The 21,472-nt window shown below is 69.8% G+C and carries 24 protein-coding genes, 1 pseudogene and 1 riboswitch; of the genes and pseudogenes, 11 read left to right on the plus strand and 14 right to left on the minus strand.

Annotation, left to right across the window (positions count from 1 at the left end; all coding sequences use genetic code 11):
• The first annotated feature begins 46 nt into the window (after positions 1 to 46).
• A complete protein-coding gene (mshC, locus tag ACIRG5_RS09185; protein ID WP_402902419.1) occupies positions 47 to 1,285 on the plus strand; it encodes a cysteine--1-D-myo-inosityl 2-amino-2-deoxy-alpha-D-glucopyranoside ligase in 1,239 nt (412 codons plus the stop codon).
• On the opposite strand, the gene ACIRG5_RS09190 is transcribed toward mshC, so the two are convergent.
• Both ACIRG5_RS09190 and ACIRG5_RS09195 read right to left on the minus strand, forming a co-directional pair.
• On the minus strand, positions 1,282 to 1,743 hold the full coding sequence (locus ACIRG5_RS09190) for a hypothetical protein (RefSeq protein ID WP_402902422.1): 462 nt from the start codon (positions 1,741 to 1,743) through the stop codon (positions 1,282 to 1,284). The two genes, mshC and ACIRG5_RS09190, sit on opposite strands and share 4 nt — an antisense overlap.
• Entirely contained in the window at positions 1,740 to 1,982 is a 243-nt protein-coding gene (locus ACIRG5_RS09195) for an ATP-dependent Clp protease adaptor ClpS (protein WP_402902425.1), read from the minus strand. Before ACIRG5_RS09195 ends, ACIRG5_RS09190 begins: the two co-directional genes overlap by 4 nt.
• A 32-nt stretch (positions 1,983 to 2,014) precedes the next feature.
• Here ACIRG5_RS09195 and ACIRG5_RS09200 point away from each other — a divergent pair, with 32 nt between their 5' ends.
• Complete coding sequence (locus tag ACIRG5_RS09200; protein WP_402902428.1) at positions 2,015 to 3,028, plus strand: hypothetical protein; 1,014 nt, start codon at positions 2,015 to 2,017, stop codon at positions 3,026 to 3,028.
• 64 nt (positions 3,029 to 3,092) lie between these two features.
• Here ACIRG5_RS09200 and ACIRG5_RS09205 read toward each other — a convergent pair whose 3' ends face one another.
• Positions 3,093 to 4,799, minus strand: a complete 1,707-nt coding sequence (locus ACIRG5_RS09205; protein ID WP_402902431.1) for a S8 family peptidase — start codon at positions 4,797 to 4,799, stop codon at positions 3,093 to 3,095.
• 499 nt (positions 4,800 to 5,298) lie between these two features.
• Between ACIRG5_RS09205 and ACIRG5_RS09210 the strand changes: the two genes are divergently transcribed.
• Complete coding sequence (locus tag ACIRG5_RS09210; RefSeq protein WP_402902434.1) at positions 5,299 to 6,399, plus strand: S1 family peptidase; 1,101 nt, start codon at positions 5,299 to 5,301, stop codon at positions 6,397 to 6,399.
• Between the two features lie 50 nt (positions 6,400 to 6,449).
• Here ACIRG5_RS09210 and ACIRG5_RS09215 read toward each other — a convergent pair whose 3' ends face one another.
• Positions 6,450 to 6,947 carry a GbsR/MarR family transcriptional regulator gene (locus ACIRG5_RS09215; RefSeq protein WP_402902437.1) on the minus strand — a complete coding sequence of 166 codons (498 nt, stop codon included), beginning with the start codon at positions 6,945 to 6,947 and terminating at the stop codon, positions 6,450 to 6,452.
• Between the two features lie 83 nt (positions 6,948 to 7,030).
• On the opposite strand from ACIRG5_RS09215, the gene ACIRG5_RS09220 reads away from it, so the two are divergent.
• The gene (locus ACIRG5_RS09220) at positions 7,031 to 7,918 is read left to right on the plus strand and encodes an ATP-binding cassette domain-containing protein (RefSeq protein WP_402902440.1); all 888 of its coding nucleotides are present in this window, start codon (positions 7,031 to 7,033) and stop codon (positions 7,916 to 7,918) included.
• Positions 7,915 to 9,498, plus strand: coding sequence for an ABC transporter permease (locus tag ACIRG5_RS09225; RefSeq protein WP_402902442.1), 1,584 nt, complete (start codon positions 7,915 to 7,917; stop codon positions 9,496 to 9,498). The genes ACIRG5_RS09220 and ACIRG5_RS09225 overlap by 4 nt, the downstream gene beginning before the upstream one ends.
• Here ACIRG5_RS09225 and ACIRG5_RS09230 read toward each other — a convergent pair.
• The 4 genes from ACIRG5_RS09230 to ACIRG5_RS09245 form a co-directional block, all read right to left on the minus strand.
• Entirely contained in the window at positions 9,428 to 10,588 is a 1,161-nt protein-coding gene (locus tag ACIRG5_RS09230) for an MFS transporter (RefSeq protein WP_402902445.1), read from the minus strand. The two genes, ACIRG5_RS09225 and ACIRG5_RS09230, sit on opposite strands and share 71 nt — an antisense overlap.
• 74 nt (positions 10,589 to 10,662) lie before the next feature.
• Positions 10,663 to 10,836 (minus strand): hypothetical protein, encoded by a 174-nt coding sequence (locus ACIRG5_RS09235; protein WP_402902448.1) that lies wholly within the window; start codon positions 10,834 to 10,836, stop codon positions 10,663 to 10,665.
• A 146-nt stretch (positions 10,837 to 10,982) separates the two neighbouring features.
• A complete protein-coding gene (locus ACIRG5_RS09240; protein WP_319973143.1) occupies positions 10,983 to 11,882 on the minus strand; it encodes a PAC2 family protein in 900 nt (299 codons plus the stop codon).
• A gap of 30 nt (positions 11,883 to 11,912) precedes the next feature.
• Positions 11,913 to 12,110 carry a hypothetical protein gene (locus ACIRG5_RS09245; protein ID WP_402902452.1) on the minus strand — a complete coding sequence of 66 codons (198 nt, stop codon included), beginning with the start codon at positions 12,108 to 12,110 and terminating at the stop codon, positions 11,913 to 11,915.
• A 188-nt stretch (positions 12,111 to 12,298) separates the two neighbouring features.
• On the opposite strand from ACIRG5_RS09245, the pseudogene ACIRG5_RS09250 reads away from it, so the two are divergent.
• A pseudogene (locus ACIRG5_RS09250) lies at positions 12,299 to 13,779 on the plus strand (vitamin B12 dependent-methionine synthase activation domain-containing protein); the annotation flags it as partial.
• 37 nt (positions 13,780 to 13,816) lie between these two features.
• Positions 13,817 to 14,443 carry an HAD family hydrolase gene (locus tag ACIRG5_RS09255; protein ID WP_402902455.1) on the plus strand — a complete coding sequence of 209 codons (627 nt, stop codon included), beginning with the start codon at positions 13,817 to 13,819 and terminating at the stop codon, positions 14,441 to 14,443.
• A 36-nt stretch (positions 14,444 to 14,479) separates the two neighbouring features.
• Here ACIRG5_RS09255 and ACIRG5_RS09260 read toward each other — a convergent pair whose 3' ends face one another.
• The 3 genes from ACIRG5_RS09260 to ACIRG5_RS09270 form a co-directional block, all read right to left on the minus strand.
• Positions 14,480 to 15,235 (minus strand): CbtA family protein, encoded by a 756-nt coding sequence (locus ACIRG5_RS09260; RefSeq protein WP_402902458.1) that lies wholly within the window; start codon positions 15,233 to 15,235, stop codon positions 14,480 to 14,482.
• A 26-nt stretch (positions 15,236 to 15,261) separates the two neighbouring features.
• Positions 15,262 to 15,450 (minus strand): CbtB-domain containing protein, encoded by a 189-nt coding sequence (locus tag ACIRG5_RS09265; protein ID WP_093588538.1) that lies wholly within the window; start codon positions 15,448 to 15,450, stop codon positions 15,262 to 15,264.
• A 53-nt stretch (positions 15,451 to 15,503) separates the two neighbouring features.
• Positions 15,504 to 15,638: riboswitch (cobalamin riboswitch) on the minus strand.
• A 70-nt stretch (positions 15,639 to 15,708) separates the two neighbouring features.
• Positions 15,709 to 16,359 (minus strand): (2Fe-2S)-binding protein, encoded by a 651-nt coding sequence (locus tag ACIRG5_RS09270; RefSeq protein WP_402902461.1) that lies wholly within the window; start codon positions 16,357 to 16,359, stop codon positions 15,709 to 15,711.
• 108 nt (positions 16,360 to 16,467) lie between these two features.
• Here ACIRG5_RS09270 and ACIRG5_RS09275 point away from each other — a divergent pair, with 108 nt between their 5' ends.
• The 3 genes from ACIRG5_RS09275 to ACIRG5_RS09285 are packed head-to-tail and all read left to right on the plus strand — an operon-like array spanning position 16,468 to position 17,915.
• Entirely contained in the window at positions 16,468 to 16,731 is a 264-nt protein-coding gene (locus ACIRG5_RS09275; RefSeq protein ID WP_089912086.1) for a phosphoribosyl-ATP diphosphatase, read from the plus strand.
• Between the two features lie 15 nt (positions 16,732 to 16,746).
• A complete protein-coding gene (gene hisG / locus ACIRG5_RS09280; RefSeq protein WP_402902464.1) occupies positions 16,747 to 17,607 on the plus strand; it encodes an ATP phosphoribosyltransferase in 861 nt (286 codons plus the stop codon).
• Positions 17,604 to 17,915, plus strand: coding sequence for an antibiotic biosynthesis monooxygenase family protein (locus ACIRG5_RS09285; RefSeq protein WP_402902467.1), 312 nt, complete (start codon positions 17,604 to 17,606; stop codon positions 17,913 to 17,915). The genes hisG and ACIRG5_RS09285 overlap by 4 nt, the downstream gene beginning before the upstream one ends.
• On the opposite strand, the gene ACIRG5_RS09290 is transcribed toward ACIRG5_RS09285, so the two are convergent.
• The 3 genes from ACIRG5_RS09290 to ACIRG5_RS09300 all read right to left on the minus strand — a co-directional run bounded on the left by ACIRG5_RS09290 (position 17,876) and on the right by ACIRG5_RS09300 (position 20,178).
• Positions 17,876 to 18,490, minus strand: coding sequence for a phosphoribosyltransferase (locus tag ACIRG5_RS09290; RefSeq protein WP_402902470.1), 615 nt, complete (start codon positions 18,488 to 18,490; stop codon positions 17,876 to 17,878). The two genes, ACIRG5_RS09285 and ACIRG5_RS09290, sit on opposite strands and share 40 nt — an antisense overlap.
• A gap of 72 nt (positions 18,491 to 18,562) precedes the next feature.
• Positions 18,563 to 19,333: a thioesterase family protein gene (locus ACIRG5_RS09295; protein WP_402902472.1), complete on the minus strand. Its 771-nt coding sequence runs from the start codon at positions 19,331 to 19,333 to the stop codon at positions 18,563 to 18,565.
• Entirely contained in the window at positions 19,333 to 20,178 is an 846-nt protein-coding gene (locus ACIRG5_RS09300) for a PD-(D/E)XK nuclease family protein (RefSeq protein ID WP_319973133.1), read from the minus strand. Before ACIRG5_RS09300 ends, ACIRG5_RS09295 begins: the two co-directional genes overlap by 1 nt.
• 174 nt (positions 20,179 to 20,352) lie before the next feature.
• Between ACIRG5_RS09300 and ACIRG5_RS09305 the strand changes: the two genes are divergently transcribed.
• Positions 20,353 to 21,471, plus strand: coding sequence for a site-2 protease family protein (locus ACIRG5_RS09305; protein WP_402902475.1), 1,119 nt, complete (start codon positions 20,353 to 20,355; stop codon positions 21,469 to 21,471).
• Position 21,472 lies beyond the last annotated feature (1 nt).

Raw genomic sequence — 21,472 nt, forward strand, 5'->3', positions numbered from 1 at the left:
CCCGGAAATCACGCTCCACTCCGCGGCACGCGTTAGTGTCGGATGCATGCAGACCTGGTCATCAATTCCTGTGCCGCGGGTTCCGGGGGACCCCCGCCCGCTGCGGCTGTTCGACACGGCCACGGGCGAAGTGCGTCCGACGGCTCCAGGAGACACCGCCAGGTTGTACGTCTGCGGGATCACGCCGTACGACGCGACGCACCTCGGCCACGCCGCCACCTATCTCACGTTCGACCTCGTGCACCGCGTGTGGCTCGACAACGGCCACAACGTGCACTACGTCCAGAACGTCACCGACGTGGACGATCCGCTTCTGGAGCGGGCGCTGCGGGACAAGGACGACTGGGAGGTGCTCGCGATGCGCGAGACCGCCCTGTTCCGCGAGGACATGGAGGCGCTGCGCGTCCTGCCGCCGCAGGACTACGTCGGCGTCGTCGAGGCGGTCCCCGAGATCGTCGAGGTGGTCGCGAAGCTGCTCGCCGACGGCCACGCCTATCGTGCGGACGACTCCGAGTACCCGGACATCTACTTCTCGCACAACGCCACGGGCCGTTTCGGCTACGAGTCGAACTACTCCGCCGAGGAGATGCTCCGGCTGTTCGCCGAACGCGGCGGCGACCCGGACCGTCCCGGCAAGCGCCACCCGCTCGACGCCCTGCTCTGGCGCATGAAGCGCCCCGGCGAGCCCGCGTGGCCGTCGGAGCTGGGCGAGGGCCGCCCCGGCTGGCACATCGAGTGCAGCGCCATCGCCCACAACCGCCTCGGAGCCGGCTTCGACGTCCAGGGCGGCGGCTCCGACCTGATCTTCCCGCACCACGAGTACTCGGCCGCGCACGCGGAGGCCCAGACCGGCCAGCACCCGTTCGCCCGCCACTACGTGCACGCGGGCATGATCGGCCTCGACGGCGAGAAGATGTCGAAGTCGCGCGGCAACCTGGTCTTCGTCTCGAAGCTGCGCTCGCAGAAGGTGGACCCGAACGCCGTTCGCCTGGCCCTGCTCTCCGGCCACTACCGCGAAGACCGCCCGTGGTCGCAGGAACTGCTGGACACGGCACTGGCGCGGCTGGACAGGTGGCGCACCGCCGCGGGCCTCGACACCGGACCGTCCGCTGTGGACACCGTGACGCGGCTGCGCGACCACCTGGGCAACGACCTCGACACGCCTCGCGCGCTGGCCGCGATCGACGCGTGGGCTGACGAGGCGTTGACGCACGGCGGGACGGACAAGCACGGGCCGTCGCAGATCCGTGACGCGGTGGACGCGCTTCTGGGCGTGGACCTCTAGGTAGGCCATCCGGTGGCGCTGCTCGGGTGCAGCGCCACCGCCAGGCACTCAGGGACGTGGTTGAACGTCTCGGCGCCCGAGGCAGACGCCGTTCTCCGGGTCACGTAGAGCGCGCGCATCAGGGCGAACGCGATGAGCCAGTCGTCGACCTCGTCGAAGCCGATCAGCCACGGCGTCGGCTCGTCGATCTTGGCGCGCACCCTCCTCGCAGGGCCGGGATCGGTGAGGATCTCGCGGTGCGCGGCCCAGAACTCGTCGGAGATCGGGAACATCCGCCTCAGCAGCACGTCCGCGGCCGGAGTGCGCCACCGCCTCTCGCGTCCCGGCGGCACCACGCCGTCCTCGAGCAGGCGCACCAGCTCGTCGAGCCGGTCGGCCATGGCCGTGAGGTTCTCGTCCGAACTGCGGGCCAGCAGGCCGTCGCCGGCGGGGAAGGCGTCGAAGTGCACCTCGGTCATCGCGCACCGTCCACCGTCGCGCGCACCCCGAACCTCACCAGCCGCAAGGCCATCGCCTCGGCGGAAGCGCGGTCGTAGGCACCCACGACGGAACGGCCGGAGCGGTGGACCTCCATCGTCTTCTCTCGTGCCCGCGCATCGTCGTGGCCACAAACCGTGCGCAGGATGTGGTGCACGAGCACGAACGAGTTCACGTCGTCGTTGTGCACGACGACCTGCCAACTTCCCCCAGAAGTCATGGATGAAGTATGCGACAGCCCACAATGGACCCGTGATGGAGGCGGCACGGCGCGACCTCGCGCGCATGCGGGAGTCAGCGGCAGCGTGGCAGGAACTGCGCTACGAGAGCACCGGCGACGGCGACGACGTGAACGAGGTGCCGCGCGCCAAGGTCCTGTGGGCGTTGCAGTACGACCGACGGCCCGAGGACCTGCCGCTGCTGCGGTTCCTGGCCGAGCAGGAGGCGTTGTGCCGCCGCAACGCGCCGTTCCAGGGCATCGGCGAGCAGGCCCAGCTGGCTGGCTTTCTGCTGGCCGTGCACGGGCAGGTCGAGGACGTGTGGCGGCAGCACGCGATCAAGCGCGCGAACTTCGACACCTGGTGCGGCTACGACCAGGAGCACGTCTTCGCCGCCGGCACCGAGGCCACGGTCGCGCACGTGCGCGCGAGCGACCACCCCGATCGCGACGAGGTGCTGGAGTTCCTCCTCGGCCGGGAGGTGGACGACGAGGACGTGCGGGCGTGGCTGGAGAGCCGCCACGAGTGGTTCCCGCTGGATCCCGCTGACGAGGACCCGCTGACGTGGGTCGAGCGCGCGAAGCTGGCGGGGGAGCGGGAGCTGGCCCGCGCGGAACTGGACCGGTGGGCGTTGGGCCGTTCGAGGGACATCGGCACGTTGAACCAGTTGCGCTACGAGCTGGCGGATCTGGGGGAGTTCGCGGAGGCGGCGCGGACCCAGCGGGAGGCTCTCCCGTTCGCGGACAGTGACTGGAATCGCGCAGTCGGGTGGTGCGTCCTCGCGGAACTCGAACGCCAGGCCGGGGATCACGGCTCCGCCTGGGACGCGTTGCGGGAGTGCGGGGCCGCTTTGAGAGGCGTGGCGGACTGGCGGGAGGCCGGGCTCGGGCGCGATTTCGTGAAGGAGCTGTACCTGCTCGCCGGGGTCGCGGACGTCGGGCTCGCCCGTGAGGTGTTCGCCGAGGCGCAGCGGCAGGCGCGGGACGTGCCGAGGCTGCCTCCGGTCGTGCTGCAGGCCGCGGCGGAGGCGGCGGAACGCTGCGGGTGAAGGAAACCGCCCCCGAGGCGGAAGCACCGGGGGCGGTCTCGTTCAGCGGTTACAGCTGGTCTGCTCAGACGTCGAGCGTCCAGCTGTTCAACGTGCCGGTGTCCAGGAACGCCGCGTCGCGCACGCGCAGCGTCCAGGTGCCGTTGGCAGCCTCACCAGAGAGGTTCTTGGTGTAGGTCTCGTTGATGTTGTCGGCCGAGCCGCCGGACCGGTTGTGCAGGTTGACGACCGTGCCGTCGGGCGCGACCAGGTCGACCACGAGGTCGCCCTTGTAGGTGTGGGTGATCGAGACCTTGATCGACGAGGTGGCCGACGCGTTGCCCGCGCAGCCGGAGACGACGATCGTGCTGGTCACCGTGGCCTGGTCCGGGATCGCGACCGGGGTCGAGTTGGTCCGGGCGTCACAGCTGCCGCCGACCGCGTTGACGACCCACGAGAAGGTCGCCGTGCCGGTCTTGTTCGCGGCGTCGGTCACCGTGGCGGTGACGGACGAGGTGCCCGCCGTGGTCGGGGTGCCGGAGATCGCGCCGGAGGCGGACGCCGACAGACCGGCCGGGAGGCCGCTCACGGACCAGGTGTACGGCGCGGTGCCGCCACTGGCCGAGAGCTGCAACGACGCCGCCGTGCCGACCGTGGAGGTCTGCGTGCCGGGGTTCGTCACCGAGGGGTTGCCCGGCTGGCCGCCGCCGAACAGCGTGTAGAGCAGCTTGTTCGGCGTGTTGGCGCCGACGTTGGTGATCTTGTTGGGCGTGGAGGCGGCGTTCAGGCCGTCCCACACCGCGGCCGGGGAGTCGGTCGGGTGCGTGGCGAGCCAGAGGGCTGCCGCGCCCGCGACGTGCGGGGTGGCCATCGACGTACCGGAGATGTTGTTCGTCGCGGTGTCGTTGGTGTTCCACGACGACACGATGTTCTGACCCGGCGCGTAGATGTCCGTGCAGGAGCCGTAGTTCGAGAACGAGGCGCGCGCGTCGGTGTTGGTCGACGCGTTGACCGTGATGGCCTCGGTGACGCGTGCAGGCGAGGTGCTGCAGGCGTCGGTGTTCGAGTTGCCGGACGCGATGGCGTAGGTGACGCCGGCCGCGATGGAACGGCGCACGGCCGCGTCCAGGGTGGCGTCCGCGCCGCCGCCGAGCGACATGTTGGCGACAGCGGGCTTGACCGCGTTCGCCGTCACCCAGTCGATACCGCCGACGACACCGGCGGTGGTGCCGGAGCCGGAGCAGTTCAGCACCTTGACGGCGACGACCTTGGCGCCCTTCGCGAGGCCGTACTCGGAGCCGGCGATGGTGCCGCCGACGTGCGTGCCGTGGCCGTTGCAGTCGGTGTTGTTGCCGTCACCGGAGGTGTTGGTGCCCCACGACGCGCGGCCGCCGAACGTGGAGTGCGTCGTGCGCACACCGGTGTCGATGACGTACGCCGTCACGTTGGACGCCGTGGTGTCGTACTGGTAGCTGTTGCTCAGCGGCAGGTCGCGCTGGTCGACGCGGTCCAGGCCCCACGACGGCGGGTTCTGCTGGACGTCGAGCAGGTGCACCTCGGCGTCCTGCTGGACGTACGCGACCTTCGGGTCCGCGGCGAGCTTGGCGGCCTGCTTGGCCGTCATCTTCACCGAGAAGCCGTTGAGCGCGTGCTGCCAGACCTGACCGACCTGGCCGCCGTACTTGCTCGCCAAGCCCGGTGCGGCGGCCCTCGACGCCGTGTCGGCCTTCAGCGAGACGATGTAGCTGTCCTTCACGACATCGGCGCGGTCGGCGCCGAGAATCGTCCCCACGTTTTCTTGAGCTGATGCGGCGGGGACCACGGCGGCGGCCAGACATACGGCGGCCGCGGCAGCGAGTCCCGTACCCAAGACTCTTCGCATTGCAGGGTTCTCCCTCGTGCAGGGAACAGGGTGACCAGCACGCTAGCCCTAAACCGCAGGTCAGAGGGATACGCCGAGGAGTGCGAACTGTTGACAGATTTGACATTTCGTGTCAAAGCGACAGTTGCGGACAGTCACGGAAATAGGCCGAGAGAACGTATTTGCTTTCCCTATATCAACCCGAACGCCGCGAGGTCCACCCCTCGATCGACCCTACCGTCCGGTAGGCATGCCGAAGTAGCGTCGCCCAGACGGAGGAACGAACTGATCGGGCAGTTCGCCGCCTGGGGACGCCATTCATCCGGTGTCGTACGCGCTGTGTTGCAGCACAGCTGATCTCCTCATCGCGGTTGCCCGGTCCGGCGTTACACCGGCCCTGCACAGAACCGAAGACCAAGGAGAATTGCCTATGAAGCGCATGGCTGTCGCAGCTGTGGCCGTGTTGGCGGGTGCTCTCGCGACGACGGTCTCCCCTGCCGCCGTCGCCGCCGAGGGACCGTCCGCCGACCTGCTCGCCGCGATGCAGCGCGACCTCGGGCTGGACGCCACGCAGGCGGCGGAACGGTTGCGCCAGGAGAGCGCGGCCACGGTCCTGCAGCGTGTCGCGGAAGGTTTCGCCGGCGAGAGCTACGGCGGCGCGTGGTTCGACGCGTCCATCGGCAAGCTCGTCGTGGGCGTGACCGACGCGGCCAAGGCCGACCGGCTCCGCAAGCTCGGCGCGGAGCCCCGCACGGTCGCGCACAAGGCTAGTGACCTCGACGCGGCCAAGGCGAAGCTGGACGCGGCACAGGCTCCGGCCGAGGTCACCGGCTGGTTCGTCGACACGAAGGCGAACGCGGTCACGATCACCGTCAAGCGCGGCCAGACCCAGGCGGCGCGGACGCTGGTGGAGAAGGCGGGCTCGGTCGCGAAGGTCGTCGAGACCGACGAGGCCCCGCGGTTGTTCAAGGACACCCGCGGTGGCGACGCCTACTACATCAACAACGCCGGACGCTGCTCCGTCGGCTTCGCGGTCGCGGGCGGCTTCGTCTCCGCCGGGCACTGCGGGTCGCCCGGCGACACGGTGACCGGCGTCGACAAGACGGCGATGGGCGAGTTCGAGAAGTCGTCCTTCCCCGGCAACGACTACTCGTTCGTCAGGACCAACTCGTCCTGGACGTCCACGGCCAAGGTGAACCACTACGGCGGCGCCGACGTCGTCGTGTCCGGTCACACCGAGTCCGCGGTCGGCGCCTCGATCTGCCGTTCCGGCTCGACCACGGGCTGGCACTGCGGCGAGGTCCAGGCCAAGAGCCAGACCGTGAACTACCAGGAGGGCTCGGTCAGCGGCCTCACGCGCACGAACGTGTGCGCGGAGCCCGGTGACTCGGGTGGCTCGTGGGTCAGCGGCACGCAGGCGCAGGGCGTCACCTCGGGTGGCTCCGGCGACTGCACCAGCGGCGGCACGACCTACTACCAGCCGGTCAACGAGATCCTCGAGACCTACGGTCTGACGCTCACCACGGGCTGACGCAGCCGGCGAAGGGGAGTCTCCATCCGTGGAGGCTCCCCTTTCTGCTTTCAGTCCTGACGCTCTTCCATCCACTTCTCGCGGTGCACACGCCAGCGGTCCAGCATCGAGCCGAGTTCGGCGTGGCAGAACCGGAAGAACTCGCGCGTCTCGTCCAGCCGCGACCCCGCCTCGGAGGCCGGACCGAGCGCCTTGACGCCCTCGCCGAGCACCTCGTCGATCATGCCCAGCATCTGGTCCTTGCGGAACGTCGCCTCGTACCAGACGTTGTCGCGCATCCGGTAGACGTCGCGGCGTGATCCGGGCTCGCGCTCGCGGCTGACGATCTGGACGGTGGTCAGGTAGCGCACCGCGCCCGACACCGCCGCCGGGGAGATCTGCAGCAGGTCGGCGATCTCGGCCGCGGTGAGCCGTCCCGAGTCCGTCGTCAGCAGCGCCGCGAGGATGCGAGCCGGCATGCGCGGAACGCCGGTGTCCGCCAGAATCCCGCCGAACCGTTCGACGAACTGGCTCACCGCCTGCGTGTCACGCTCCGTAGTACTCGTCACGGCGGCATCATCCCCTTTCGTCAGCCGATCGAGCAAAATTTACGTCCTTCACGAAGTTGTGAAAGAAGTGTAGCTTACCGGGCATGACATCTGCGATATCCGTGTCGGGCCTGGTGAAGACCTTCGGCTCGACGCGTGCACTGGACGATCTCAACCTGGACGTCCAGACCGGTGAGGTGCACGGCTTCCTCGGGCCGAACGGCGCGGGCAAGTCGACGACGATCCGGGTTCTCCTCGGCCTGCTGCGTGCCGACTCCGGCACCGCGCGGCTGCTCGGCGGCGACCCGTGGAAGGACACCGCGGCTCTGCACCGCCGGCTCGCCTACGTTCCCGGCGACGTCAACCTCTGGCCCAACCTGACCGGTGGCGAGGTCATCGACCTGCTCGGACGGCTCCGCGGCGGCTTGAACTCCCGTCGCCGCGAGGAGCTCCTGGAGCGCTTCGAACTGGACCCGCGCAAGAAGGGCCGCACCTACTCCAAGGGCAACCGGCAGAAGGTCGCGCTGGTCGCCGCCCTGTCGAGCGACGTCGAGCTGCTGATCCTCGACGAGCCGACCTCGGGCCTCGACCCGCTGATGGAGTCCGTCTTCCAGGCTTGCATCAACGACGAACGCGAGCGCGGCCGCACGGTGCTGCTCTCCAGCCACATCCTCGCCGAGGCCGAGGCGCTGTGCGACCGGGTGAGCATCATCCGGGGCGGCCACATCGTCGAGACCGGCACGCTCGCCGACATGAGGCACCTGACCCGCACGTCCATCTCCGCGGAGCTCGCGGGGCCGCCGAACGGGCTGATGTCGATGGCCGGTGTGCACGACCTCGTGGCCGAGGGCAACCGCGTCCGGTTCGAGGTCGACTCGGACAAGCTCGACCTCGTGCTCAAGCAGCTCGTGTCCACCGGCGTGCGCACGCTGACCTCGCAGCCGCCGACCCTGGAAGAGCTCTTCCTGCGCCACTACGAGGACGTGAAATGACCGGCACCTGGCAACTGGTCCGCCTGGCCCTGCGCCGCGACCGGATCCTGCTGCCCGTCTGGGTGTTCTTCCTGGTCGGCGTCACCTACTCGACGACGACCGCGCTCGAGGAGCTGTACAACACGCAGCAGTCACGGGACCTGCTCGGCGCCACCGCGAACGCCAACTCCGCGTTCCTCGCGATGCTCGGCCCGTTGCACGACTGGTCGTCACTCGGCGGCCTGGTCGTGTGGCGCTGGGGCGTCTTCTCCGGCCTGTTCATCGCGATCATGGCCATGCTGGTCGTCACGCGGCACACGCGCGCCGAAGAAGAAGCCGGCCGTACCGAACTCGTCGCGGCCACGGTCGTCGGACGGCACGCGCCGCTCGCCGCCGCCGTGATCGTCGCGGGCGGCACGAGCCTGCTGATCGGTCTGCTGCAGGCGCTGGCGCTGATCGGCAAGGATCTCGCTCCGGCGGGCGCCTTCGCGTTCGGTCTGTCCACCGCGAGCGTCGGGCTGGTGTTCACCGGCGTCAGCGCGTTCACCGCGCAGCTCTCGGAGAACTCGCGCGTGTCCAACGCGATCGCCGGTGGCTTCCTCGGCGTCGTCTACCTGCTGCGCGCGGCCGGCGACGCGGCGGGGGAGTCGGGCCCGCAGTGGCTGACCTGGTTCTCGCCGATCGGCTGGACCGAGAACGTGAGGTCGTTCGCGGACAACAGGTTCTGGGTGCTGCTGCTTCCGCTGGCGGCATTCGTCGTGCTGGTGGGCGTCTCCTCGTACGTCGTGAGCCGCCGTGACGTCGGGCTCGGCCTGCTCCCGGCCCGGCTCGGCCCGCCGCACAGCACGATCAGCACGCCGTTCGGGCTCGCGTGGCGGTTGCAGAAGGGTTCACTGATCGGCTGGTCCATCGCGTTGTTCGCGGTGGGCGTGATCTACGGCAGCGTCGCCCAGGCGGTCGGGCAGATGGTGCAGGACAACCCGACGCTCGGGCAGATCGTCAGCAAGATCGGCGGCGCCGACGCGATGGTGGACGCGTTCCTCGCGACCGTCACCCAGCTGGTCGGCCTGATCGCCTCTATCTACCTCGTGCAGGCGATCCTGCGGCTGCGCTCGGAGGAGACCTCGTTCCGCGCGGAACCGATCCTGGCCACGCCGGTCTCGCGCTGGAGCTGGGTCGCGTCGCACGCGGTGTTCGCCCTGGTGGGCGGCGCGGTCGTGCTGGCGGCGTCCGGTCTCGGGCTGGGCCTGGTCTACGGGCTGCAGATCGACGACGTGGGCGGGGTCGTGCCGAAGATGCTCGGCGCGGCACTGGCCCAGCTCCCGGCCGCCTGGGTGATCGCGGGCGTGGCGCTGATCCTGTTCGGACTGTTCCCTCAGCTCACCGGAGTGAGCTGGGCGGTGGTGTCGGTGTCGCTGGTGATCACGCTGCTCGGCCCGGCCCTGCAGCTCGATCAGTGGATCATCGACGTCTCGCCGTTCACGCACGTCCCGAAGTACCCGGACATCACCTTCGGGCCGCTCGCGTGGCTCACAGTGGTCGCGGTGGTGCTTCTGGCGGCGGGGTTCGCCGGGTTCCGCCGGCGCGACCTGACCACGTGACGATCGCGGGGATCGTGATCAGCAGAGCCGCCGGCACCAGGAAGCCCAGCAACGGGTGCGCCTGGTAGAGCGGGACGAACGCCAACGGGGCCGCGGCCGCGCCCATGAAGCGCAGTGACTGCACGACACTGACGCTGCCGCCCCTGTTGGCGTTGTCGCTCTGCAACACCAACGCGTTGATGCTCACCAGCACACCCTGAGCGGCCGCACCGGTCAGCGCCCACGCGACGACCGCGACCGCCATGATCGGTGTCGTGCCCACGGCCGCGACGAGTCCGGCGCCCAGCGTCGCGCCGACGACGACGGTGGTGGCGGCACCGAACCTGTCGATGGCCTTGCCAATCTGCCGTGCGGTCAGGAACCCGACGACGCCGAATCCCGTGAGCAGGACTCCGCGTTCACCGGCGCCGAGACCGAACACGTCGTCCAGCCGGAACGCCACGAGGAACGACAGCCCGCCCAGGCATCCCCAGCAGACGAAGGCGACGATCGCGGGCCTCAGCGTGCTCGGCACGAAAGCACTGCGCAGACTCGCGTCGCGCTCCGGTTCGGCCTCCGTCTCCGGCACGCCCAGGACCGCCAGCGCCGCGGCGACCACCGCGATCACGACGAACGCCAGCCGCCAGTCGATCTCGGCGGTCAGGCCACCGACGAGCGGCGCGGACGTCTGCCCGGCCGCCTGCATCGACCCGAACAAACCCAGTGCGCGCCCGAGTTTCTCCTTCGGCGTCGAGGCGGCGATCACGGCCAGCAGCACCGGTGTGGTGAACGAGTTCGCCGCGCCCTGCAACGCGCGTGAGGCCAGCAGCACCTCGAACGTCCACGAGGACGCCGCGAGCAGGGACGTCAGCGCGTAGGCGACGTAGGCGATCCGGACAGTCCGTTGTGGACCCCAGCGTTGCGCGAGCGTGCCGGAAGCCAGCATCAGCACGGCGAACGGCACGAGGTAGAACGTGAGCGTCGAGGCCGCGGATCCGGCGGAGCGGCCGAAGCTGGCGCCTATCTCCGGCAGGATCGACGTGGTGACGGCGCCGCCGAACGGCCCGATCAATGCGCCCGCGTACAGCCCGGCGCGTGCCAACCGTCCCAACTGACACCTCCGCCGCTCACCCTATGGGGGCGAGCGGGGGAAGGTGCCGAAAAGTGGTTGTTGTCGCTAAGTTTCTAGCCGTGGAGGCCCGCGGTGAAGCCTTGGAACGACTCCCTGGCGTCGCTCACGGTCGTGTGAGGACCGTTCTCCCCGAGGGAGTCGACGGGGGAGAGGGGAGCTGCACTGGCGGGAGACACGGCCAACAGCACGCCGCCGCCCGCAGCAAGGCCGACAACGATCTTGCGCACGAGAGACACGGTGGTTCCTGTCTGGAGATGGATCCTGTTACCCATTCCTCGGCGTCTGGAATCCTCGACTCGATCACTCGGAAGCGTGAAAAAGCCGTCCCGGTCCACATGACCGAGACGGCTTCTGACCTGCGTGAAGATGGCGGCTAGCGAGGGCCGGCCGACGGCCAGCCCGGACCACGGCCGCGGCGGCGCAGGTAGCGCTCGAACTCCGCGGCGATGTCGTCACCCGAGGCCTCGGTGATCTGCAGCTCCGCGTCGCCGCGCTCTTCCAGGGCGCGCACGTAGTTGCGCACGTCCTCGTCCTCGTCGGCCATCTCGGTGACCGTGCGCTCCCACTCCTCGGCCTGCTCCGGCAGCGCGCCGAGCGGGACCTCGATGTCGAGCACCTCCTCCACGCGGTGCAGCAGGGCCAGCGTGGCCTTGGGGGAGGGCGGCTGCGACACGTAGTGCGGCACGGCGGCCCAGAACGAGATCGCCGGGATGCCCGCCTGCACGCACGCGTCCTGGAACACGCCGACGATGCCGGTCGGGCCCTCGTACTTCGAGTGCTCCAGGCCGAACTTCTCGGCGGCGTCCGCGTCGTAGGCCGTGCCGGTGACCGGGACCGGGCGCGTGTGGGGCGTGTCCATCAGCAGGGCGCCCAGCGTCACCACCGTCGTCACCCCGAGAGCGTCGATGTGGCCCAGCAGCTCGGCGGCGAACTTGCGCCACCTCATGTTCGGTTCGATGCCGTGCACGAGGATCACGTCCACGTCGGAACCGGGAGGGCGGCACACCGACAGCCGCGTCGTCGGCCAGTCGACCCTTCGCGTGACGCCGTCCACCATGCGCACGGTGGGGCGCGTCACCTGGAAGTCGTAGTAGTCGTCCGGGTCGATCTCGGCGAGCGGGGTGGCGTCCCAGGTGAGTTGGAGGTGCTCGATCGCGGTGCTGGCGGCGTCGCCGGCGTCGTTCCAGCCTTCGAACGCACAGACCATGATCGGAGCCGTGAGCGGGATGCGCGGGTTCGAGGGGGTCGGGGATTCCTGGGACGGATCGTTCACGGCGCCAGACTACGGGTTCGGCCAGTCAACTCATCGTAGGCTTGGCCCATGCGCGATCGCGGAGAGTCGCCGTTGCTGGAAGCGCTGGTGAACCGCGTTGTCGTCGCTGACGGCGCCCTGCTTCAGGCCGTCGACCTCTCCCCGGACGACTTCAACGGTCTCGAGGGCTGCGACGAGATCCTGAACGTCCCCCGCCCGGACGTCGTGCGACGCCGTGGAGACGAACACGGTCGGCGCGAACCTCGCGAACCTGGCCGAGCACGACATTCCGGACCAGATCCTCCACCTGTCCGAACGCGGCGCGGGAGGTCGCGAACGAGTTCGGCAAGTCCGCGACCTCCCGGTTCGTGCTCGGCGCCGAGCGCGCGACGACCGCCGAGCGCGCGACGACCGCCGAGGGCCGGTACGTCCCGATCACGTTGCCGATCGTGCTCGACCCCACCGAGCTCAGGGTTCTCCAGGCCGGTCTGGAGTGCCTTGGCGGCCGCGGTGTCGTCAACTCGGTGAACTACGAGGACGGCGACGGTCCCGAATCCCGGTTCCGGAAGATCATGCGGCTCGTCTCGGAGCGCGGCGCGGCGGTCGTGGCGCTGTGCATCGACGACGAGGGCCAGGCCCGCACGGCCGAGTGGAAGGTTCGCGTCGCCACCTGGGAGGACCTGACGACCGACTGGGGCATGCGCGTCGGCGACATCATCGTCGACTGCCTGACGTTCCCGATCTCCACCGGCCAGGAGGAGGTGCGCCGCGACGCCGTCGAGACGATCCGTGAGCTCAAGCGTCGTTTTCCGGACGTGTGAACGACTCTGGGCCTGTCGAACGTCTCCTTCGGACTGAGCTTGGCCGCCCCGTCAGGTGCTGAACGACCTGACGGAGATGTACTTCGGCGACGCCCGCTACGCCCGCGACGCCTTCGAGGGCCTGCGTCTGAAGGACTCGATCATGGCCGCCAAGCGCGGCGAGGCTCCTGTGCTGGACGCCGAGATGCGGGAGAAGGCCGCGGAACGCAAGGCCCGTCGCGAACGTTCCCCGCGCATCGCCGCGGCCGCAAAGCCGTTGCGGTGGAGGAAGAAGTCGTGACCGGTCGCTCCGACGTGGCTGTCGGAAACCCGATCCCGGCCCTGCCGTTCTGGGCAGCCGGGTCGTGAAGGGCATCCCGGTCGCGGACTGCTCGGCGTCGCTGGACGAGCGTGCGACGTTGGCCCAGTGGGGCCTCAAGGGCGTGCGCGGCAGCGGCCCGGCCTACGAGGACCCGGTCGCGACCGAGGGCCGCCCACGCCTGCGCTACCGGATGGAACGCCTTGCCGCGGAAGGTGTTCTTGCCCACGCCGCCGTCGTCCGCGGCTACTTCCGTGCGTCTCCGACGGCGACGATCTAGTCGTTCTGGAAGAACCCGCCAGCTCGTCCGCTGAGCGCTTCCGGTTCACTTTTCCGCGCCGGAGAAGGGATCGGAGGTCGTGCCTGTCCGACTTCTGGCGCCCGAAGGAGTCCGGCGAGGTCGACGTCATCGCGTTCCGTCTCGTGACGACAGGCCCGCCGATCGCCGGCCACGCGAACGAACTGTTCGGCGAGAACGCGTATCGTGAGCACCTGGAAGTCCACGGACTGGGGGTCCAGCTCACCGAAGCGCTGGCCGAGTACTGGCACGAGCGAGTCCGCGAGGAACTCGTCCGGCCCACCGGCGGCACCGTCGCCGCCGAGGAGTACTTCACACTCGGCCACAGCGGCGCGCGGCTACGGCGCCTGCCCCGGGATGGAAGACCGCAAGCGCGTCGTCGAGCTACTCGATCCGTCGCGCATCGGGGTCTCGCTGTCCGAGGAACTTCAGCTCCACCCGGAACAGTCCACCGACGCCTTCGTGGCGCACCATCCGGAGGCGAAGTACTTCAATGTCTGACCTGGCTGTGTCTGATCTTCACGGTGTCCTATGGGACATGGACGGCACGCTGCTGGACTCCGAGAAGCTGTGGGACATCCCGCTCTACGAGTACGCGGAGAAGCTGGGCGGCGTGCTCTCCCCGGACACCCGCGAACGCATGGTCGGTAGCAACGTACCGACGACGATGCGCCTGCTGTTCGCCGACGTCGGCATCGAGCCCACCGAGGCCGACATGGCCGACGGCGCCGCCTGGATCTCCCGCCGCACCGAAGAGGTGTTCCGCGCGGGCCTGCCGTGGCGTCCGGGCGCAGCCGAGGCCCTGCGGGCGGTGCGCGCGTCGGGCGTGCCGATGGCTCTCGTGACGTCGACCGAGCGCTCGCTGACCGAGGTCGCGCTGGACACGATCGGGCGGGACCTGTTCGACGTCACCGTGTGCGGCGACGAGGTGGACGGGCTGAACAAGCCGCTGCCCGAGCCGTACCTGAAGGCGGCACGGCTGCTGGGAGTGGACGCGGCGCGGTGCGTGGCGATCGAGGACTCGCCCACCGGAGTGGCCGCGGCGGTGGCGGCCGGGTGCACCGTGCTGGTCGTGCCGTGCGACGTCGAGGTGGCGGCGGGGGAGCGGCGGATCTTCCGCGACTCGCTGGTCGGCGTGGACGCCGAGGTCCTGAAGTCTCTTTAGACGGGTGTGGGGTGGCCGCGTGGCCACCCCACACCATCAGGCGACAGCGGCCTTCTCAGGGGCCTTGGCCCTGCGCGCGGCCGGGTCGATCAGCAGGCCGAACACCACGCCGATGCCGACGTAGAGCGTGGCGAGCTGGGCGAGCGAACTGAGGCGGAACTGCCACAGCACGTTCACCGGCATGTCCGCGGGGATCGTGTCCGGCGGCGCGGGGAACGCCAGCAGCACCACCGCGACGGCCGCGGCCACCGCGAGCAGCACGGCCGTGGTCCGCACCGGCTGCGACTGCGCGCGCAGCTGTTCGGCGAGCCAGCTCGCGGCCCACACGATCACCAGACCGGCCACCACCACACCGAGGTAGAGCGCGGTCCGGTAGTTCACCGTCTCCGGGTCGCCCACGGCGGGCGGGTTGGCCGGGTACTTGAGCCACGGCAGCAATGCCACGGCACCGAACACCGCGGCACCGAACGCGAAGCTGCGGCTGAACGGCGTGCTGCCGGTGAACCAGCGCTTCGACAGCGCGTAGGCCGTGGCGAACACCAGGCCCACCGCGATGCCGACGATCACCACGCCGAGCATGCCGCCCGCGATCTGCGCGCCGCGGCTGACCAGCTCTTCCTCGCCGCCGTGCGGGTGGCCGGCCTCACCGGCGGGTTCCCGGGCCTCCTCGACCGCGAGCGCGGCGCGAATCGGGATCTCGGTCACCAGGAGCTGCACGAGCGCGGAGGCGACACCGGCGACACCGCCGGCCGCGACTCCGCGCAGCGCAAGGGACTTGTACGTCGTCGTCATGTCTTCCCTGCCTGGGATCGGGGGATCTAGTGGCAGGGCACGCCGAGCGCGTGGCGCCCGTCGTGGAAGAACTCGTGCAGCAACTCGGAACCCGCGCCGAGCGCGAGGCCGTTCTCCTGCAGGACCAGGTAGGTGACGATCAGGCCGAGCACTGAGACGGCGAAGGCCCATTTGGGCACGCGGACGGCGGACAGGCTTGCTGCGGGGCTCGTCATGACGGGCTCCTCCATACCTCGTGGAAGGTCAACTCTCCTTGCGGCGCCGCAGCCGGTCTCCTGACTCCCGGATCAACGCTGCCCCCGCGTCTTCCCAGCCCTCTCGCGAGGGCCAGTGACGTGCTCGGCGGGGATCGCTTCCCGGTCACAGTGGCGAGGACCGCGCCGGATTTTCACCGGCTTCCCGTCACTGCGGCGCGTGCACCGTAAGTTGATCGGCCCGTTAAGCACAACCGGCCATAAGAGTTGTTGCGTTCCTCACTTCACGAGTGGACAGTCACCACACTTCCCACCTGCGGCGACGCGGTAGTAGAGACAACACGACCGACGCCGGAACGAGACCTCTCCGGGAAAAGTCAGAAATTCCCCCGCCTGTTCGAACGGCGGGGCGCTCATGAGCCGTTCGCCGCGTTCTTCCGCTTCCTCGGCGGTGAGCATGCGTGCGCGCACAACCATTTTGAGCGCGCCCGCGATGTTCGACATGGCGTTGCCCCACAACAATCCACGCGCCACCGGGGTCACGTCCTGGATCGCCTCCACCACCGGTGCGAGCGCTTGGGCGGCCTCCGGGCCCAGTCGTGGCTGGTCGATGCGGACGCTCAGGCCGTTCGCCGGGTGGTGCTGCCACCAGAGGTTCTCCGGGCGGACGTCGATCGGGATGCCCGCGGCCGTGAGCGGGCTGAGCAGCCGCGCCGTGTAGCTGAGGAAGAACAGGCTGGCCGCTACGCGTGGTTCTTCCGCTTTGTACCGGATCGCGATGGCGTCGATCGTGGTCCTGAGCGCCGGGCCCTCCAGCAGCGCCGTTCCCGGCAGCCAGGACTCGTCCGGGCGGCCGACGTCGAGCGCGAAGAACGGGTTGATTCCGCGCACGCGGCGGAGTGCTTCGAGGACCTCGGCGAACTCAGACACAGAAGTTCACGCTACCGGGTGTCCATGCAGGACAGATCGCGTCCACGGCCTGGGACAGATGCGACCGCGGTGTGGACGGGGGTCGCCGGGATGGGAGGATGTCGTGCCGTGAAGACCTTCGATTCCCTGTTCGCTGAACTGACCGAACGAGCCGCCACCAAGCCGGAGGGTTCCGGCACCGTTGCTGCGCTCGAGGCCGGGGTCCATGCGCAGGGCAAGAAGGTCCTGGAGGAGGCGGGCGAGGTCTGGATCGCCGCCGAGTACGAGTCCGACGAGAAGCTCTCCGAAGAGATCTCGCAGCTGCTCTACCGCCTCCAGGTGCTCATGCTGGGCCGTGGGCTCACCCTCGAAGACGTCTACAAGTACCTCTGACGGAAGACTTCTCACATGCTGCGCGTTGCAGTCCCGAACAAGGGCGCGCTCGCTGAACGCGCCTCCGCCATGCTCACCGAGGCCGGCTACCGGCAGAGGCACGAGCCGCGCGACCTGACCGTGCTCGACAACAACAACGAGGTCGAGTTCTTCTTCCTGCGCCCCAAGGACATCGCGATCTACGTGGCGTCCGGCGACCTGGACCTCGGCATCACCGGCCGCGACCTGGCCGCCGACTCGGGTGCCGACGACAACGGCAACTCCGTCGAGGAGCTGCTGGCGCTGGGCTTCGGCTCGTCGACCTTCCGCTACGCGGGGCCTCGCGGCACCGACTGGAAGGTCTCCGACCTCGAAGGCAAGCGCCTCGCCACCGCGTACCCGAGGCTGGTGGGCCGCGACCTGAAGGCCCGCGGCATCACCGCGAAGGTGATCCGGCTCGACGGCGCCGTGGAGATCTCGATCCAGCTGGGCGTGGCCGACCTGATCGCCGACGTGGTGGGCTCCGGCCGCACCCTGCGCCAGCACGACCTGGTGCCGTTCGGCGAGCCGATCTGCGAGTCCGAGGCGGTCCTCATCCACCGCCACGGCTCGGAGCTGTCCGCCGCCAAGAAGCAGCTGACTGCCCGCATCCAGGGCGTCGTGTTCGCGCAGCAGTACCTGATGCTCGACTACGACTGCCCGCGTTCGATCCTCGACGACGCCATCGCGCTGACTCCGGGCCTGGAGTCGCCGACCGTCGCGCCGCTGGCCAACCCCGACTGGGCGGCCGTGCGGGCGATGGTGTCGCGCAAGGAGGCGAACAAGGTGATGGACGAGCTGGCCGCGATCGGTGCCAAGGCCGTGCTGGCCTCGGACATCAGGTTCTGCCGGCTGTGATCACGGAGCACGCCCTGCTGGACGTGCTGCCGGGTTCTGCCGAGGAGTTCGAGTGGGCGTTCGGCGAGGCGCGGGAGCTGATCTCCGCCTCGCCGGGCTTCCGCGGTCTCGAACTGCTGCGGTGCCTGGAGACGCCGTCGCGCTACCTGCTGCTCGTGCGCTGGGACTCGGTCGAATCGCACACCGTCGGGTTCCGGCAGGGGCCTGACTACGCGAAGTGGTCGGCTCTGCTGCACCGCTTCTACTCGCCGTTCCCCGTGGTGGAGCACTACGAGAGCGCGCTGAGCACCTCTTCGTCCGTGATCTGATCGAAGGCCTCGTACCAGCGGCTGACCGCGCCGAAGCGGCGCGGGAGAAGGATCGCGATCACCGGCGTCGTGAACGCGGCCAGCGATTCTCTGGCGGCCACCGGGACGGCGAGGGTCGTGGACCGCGGTTCGTGCTGGGCGATCCAGTGCAGCGCCGCCCTGGCCGTGACTCCGGTGGCCAGGCCGTCGTCCACGAGGATCACGTCGCGGTCCTTGAGGGTGAGCGGCTTGTCCCCGCGGTAGAGGGCCGTGCGTCTTCTGGCTTCTTCGCGTTCCTCGTCGCAGGTGCGGCCCATTTGCTCTTCGGTGAGGTTCAGGGCTCGCAGCACTCTCGGGTCGTAGATGGGTTCGCTGTCCGCGGTGACGGCGCCCACGCCGTATTCCGGATGGCCTGGGGCGCCGATCTTGCGCGCCACGACGACGTCCAGTTGGGCGTTGAGGTGTCGCGCTACTTCTTTGGCCACTGGAACGCCGCCTCGGGGGAGGCCCAGGACCAGCGGGTCGTGCCACGGGAGGTCCGCGAGTCGCGCGGCGAGGGCGCGGCCCGCTTCCTGCCGGTTCGCGAACCTCTTCACAGTCAGGCTGACGCTACGCGACTCCGGGCTCAGCGGAACAGGCCCGCGACGGTGGCGTGCGCGGGCCCGGTATCAGCGTTCGCGCACGAACAGCGCCTGCGCCGTCGTGCCCACCGGCCCCTCCACGTCGTGCACCACGCTGGTCGCGAGCCCTACCCCGTCCGGCCCGATGGTCGTCCGCGCGTCCATGCCCACCCACTCGCCGACGGGACGGCGGTGCAGGTGGACCGTCAGGTCGGTGTTGATGGCGTACCACTTGCGAATGTCCACACGGGACGAAACGCCGCTGGCCGAGTCCACGACGGAGAACAGTCGCTCTTCCGGTGAGGGGTCGAAGCCCTCGACGACGGCCACTCGGGGGCGGGCCCACACCTGGGCGTCGCCCGGCGTGAAGATGCCGCCCGACACGGAAAGCCACTCGACGGCGGCGAGGTAGCCACCGCCCCAGAAGTCCGGGATCTCCATCGGTGCGGCGGAAGCGGGCGGTGTCAGAGCGAGGACTTCGCCTCCCGCTACGGCCGTGGTGTCCGAGTCGACGATGCGCCACGCACGCGCCGTCAGCACCGCACGGCCTTCGTGGGACAGCGACGCCGCGAGCAGTTCTACCGAGCGGCCTGGGCGTTCGACCGAAGTGGACACCGTGAGATCGGCCACCGGCACAGGGCCGAGCACCTCGAACGTCACGCGGGCCAGCGAAGACGACGGGTTGCCCAGAGCGAGCAGCGAGCGCACCAGCAACGCCGAGGGAGGGCCGAGGTGCTGGCTGTCCGGGCCCCACGGGCCGACGGTGTGCTCGGTGGAGCGGAACGTGTCGTCGCCCAGCGGCAGGTAGAACGCCGTCATCAGTCGCGGTCCTGGAGGGTCTCGGTGTCGTCGGGCTCCGGCCAGCCGGGGTAGGGCGGCGGGGTGCCGTCGAACGCCGGGCAGAAGGCCTTGTGGTCGCAGTAGTCGCACAGGCGGCTGGGGTTGGGGCGGAAGTCGCCCGTCGGGGCCGCGCGCATGATGGCCTGCCAGATCGCGTCGAGGGTGCGCTCGAAGCGGGCCAGTTCGGACTCGTCCGGGGTGTAGGCGAGGGCCTGGCGGTCGGCCAGGTACATCAGGCGCAGCTGGCGGGGGACGACGCCGCGCAGCTTCCACAGGACCAGCGCGTAGAACTTCATCTGGAACAACGCCTTCGCCTCGCCCACCTCGCGGGGGGCGGCGCCGGTCTTGTAGTCCACGACGCGGATCTCACCCGTCGGGGCCACGTCCACGCGGTCGATGTAGCCGCGCAGCAGCACGCCGGACGGCAGCTCGGACTCGACGAGGAGCTCGCGCGACTCCGGTTCCAGGCGCCGGGGGTCCTCGAGGCCGAAGTAGCCGTCGAGCAGCTTCGTGGCGGACGCCAGCCACTCCGCCTCCTCCTCGCTGCCCTCGACCTCGAACAGCGTCGAGAACTCCGGGCGCTCGGCCTTCACGCGCTCCCAGGCCGGCGTGATCATCGAACGCGCGCGGTCGGGCACGCGGTCGGCGGCGGGCAGGGCGAACAGGTCTTCCAGCACCGCGTGCACCACCGTGCCGCGCACCTGCGCCTTCGTCGGCCTCTCCGGCAGCCGGTCGACCGCGCGGAACCGGTAGAGCAGCGGGCACTGCTTGAAGTCCCCTGCCCGGGAAGGCGAGAGCGCGGGCCTGCGCAACGTGGTGCTCATGGTTCGCACCCTAGGACAGAGGTCTGACAATTCTGTTCTCGCCACCATGACAACCCCTAGCCCGAAGCCGACGAGGGCGAGCTCGGGGAGGCTCCCACTCGGGAACACCGCCCTCATCGACTTCGGGAGCACCACCAGACCGCGGGATCACACCCGGAGCCCTACAGTTCACCCGTGGCCGCGCGGATCAGTGAACGAGAGGGCGGCCTGCTGCTGTTCCGGGTGGCGGGCATCCCGGTGATCCTCGCGCCGTCGTGGTGGATCGGCTCGGCGATCGTGGTGGCCTTCTACGCGCCGCTCGTCGACGATCTCGCCCCCGGCACGCCGCCGGGAGTCGGTCTGCTGCTCGCCGCGCTCTTCGCGATCTTCCTCGGCCTGAGCGTGCTGGCCCACGAACTCGGCCACTGCGTCGCGGCGCTGCGGCTCGGCCTGCCGGTCAGAAGACTGCGGCTGTACCTGCTGGGCGGCCTGTCCGAGATCATGCGCACGCCCGGCAAACCCAGCCACGAAGGCGTGGTCGCGGGCGCCGGGCCGATCGTGTCCGTGGCGCTGGCGGCGGTCTTCGGCATCGGCGCACTGGTCATGGAGCCCGGCGACGTCGTGTGGGTGCTGGTCTTCCAGATCGCCGCCGCGAACGTCGCCGTCGCCGTCTTCAACCTCCTGCCCGGCCTGCCGCTCGACGGCGGCCGGATCGTGAGGGCCGGAGTGTGGGCCATGACGGGGCAACGGGCGATGGGCACGCGTGTCGCCGTTGTCGGCGGTTTCGCCGTGGCCATCGCATTGGTGGCGTGGGCGCTGTACGGCGTCGCGGAAGGCGCGGAAGACCGTTGGTTGCGTTTCGGCGTGTGCGTGCTGACGGCATGGGTCGTCGTCGCCGGCGCGAGGAGTGAACTCGCGAGCGAACGCCGCCGCACGTGGCCCGCCGGTGTCTCCCTCAGCGACCTGATCCTGCCGGTGCTCCAGCTGCCGGCCGAGAGCCCCGTGGCGGACGCGCTGAGCACGTCGGCGGGCCGGGGCGTGGTGCTGGTGCGGGCCGACGGCGTGGCGGCCGGTCTGCTCGACACCGAACTGGCGCGAAAGCTCGCCGCCGCAAGTCCTTTCGCACCCGCGGAGCAGGCGGCCGAGCCGATCCTGCCCGAGACCGTGCTGCTGGCCGACGAGCCCGGCGAGGAGATCGTCGAACGCGTCCAGGGCACCGCCGCGTGGCAGTTCCTGGTCGTCGACCTGGAGGGCCGCCCGGCGGGCGTGCTGCGCAGGGAGGACCTGCGTGCGGCCATTGAGAAGGGCGTTTGAC

Origin of the sequence: Lentzea sp. NPDC102401, assembly GCF_044765805.1 — a bacterium.
In the GTDB taxonomy this organism is placed as follows: domain Bacteria; phylum Actinomycetota; class Actinomycetes; order Mycobacteriales; family Pseudonocardiaceae; genus Lentzea; species Lentzea sokolovensis.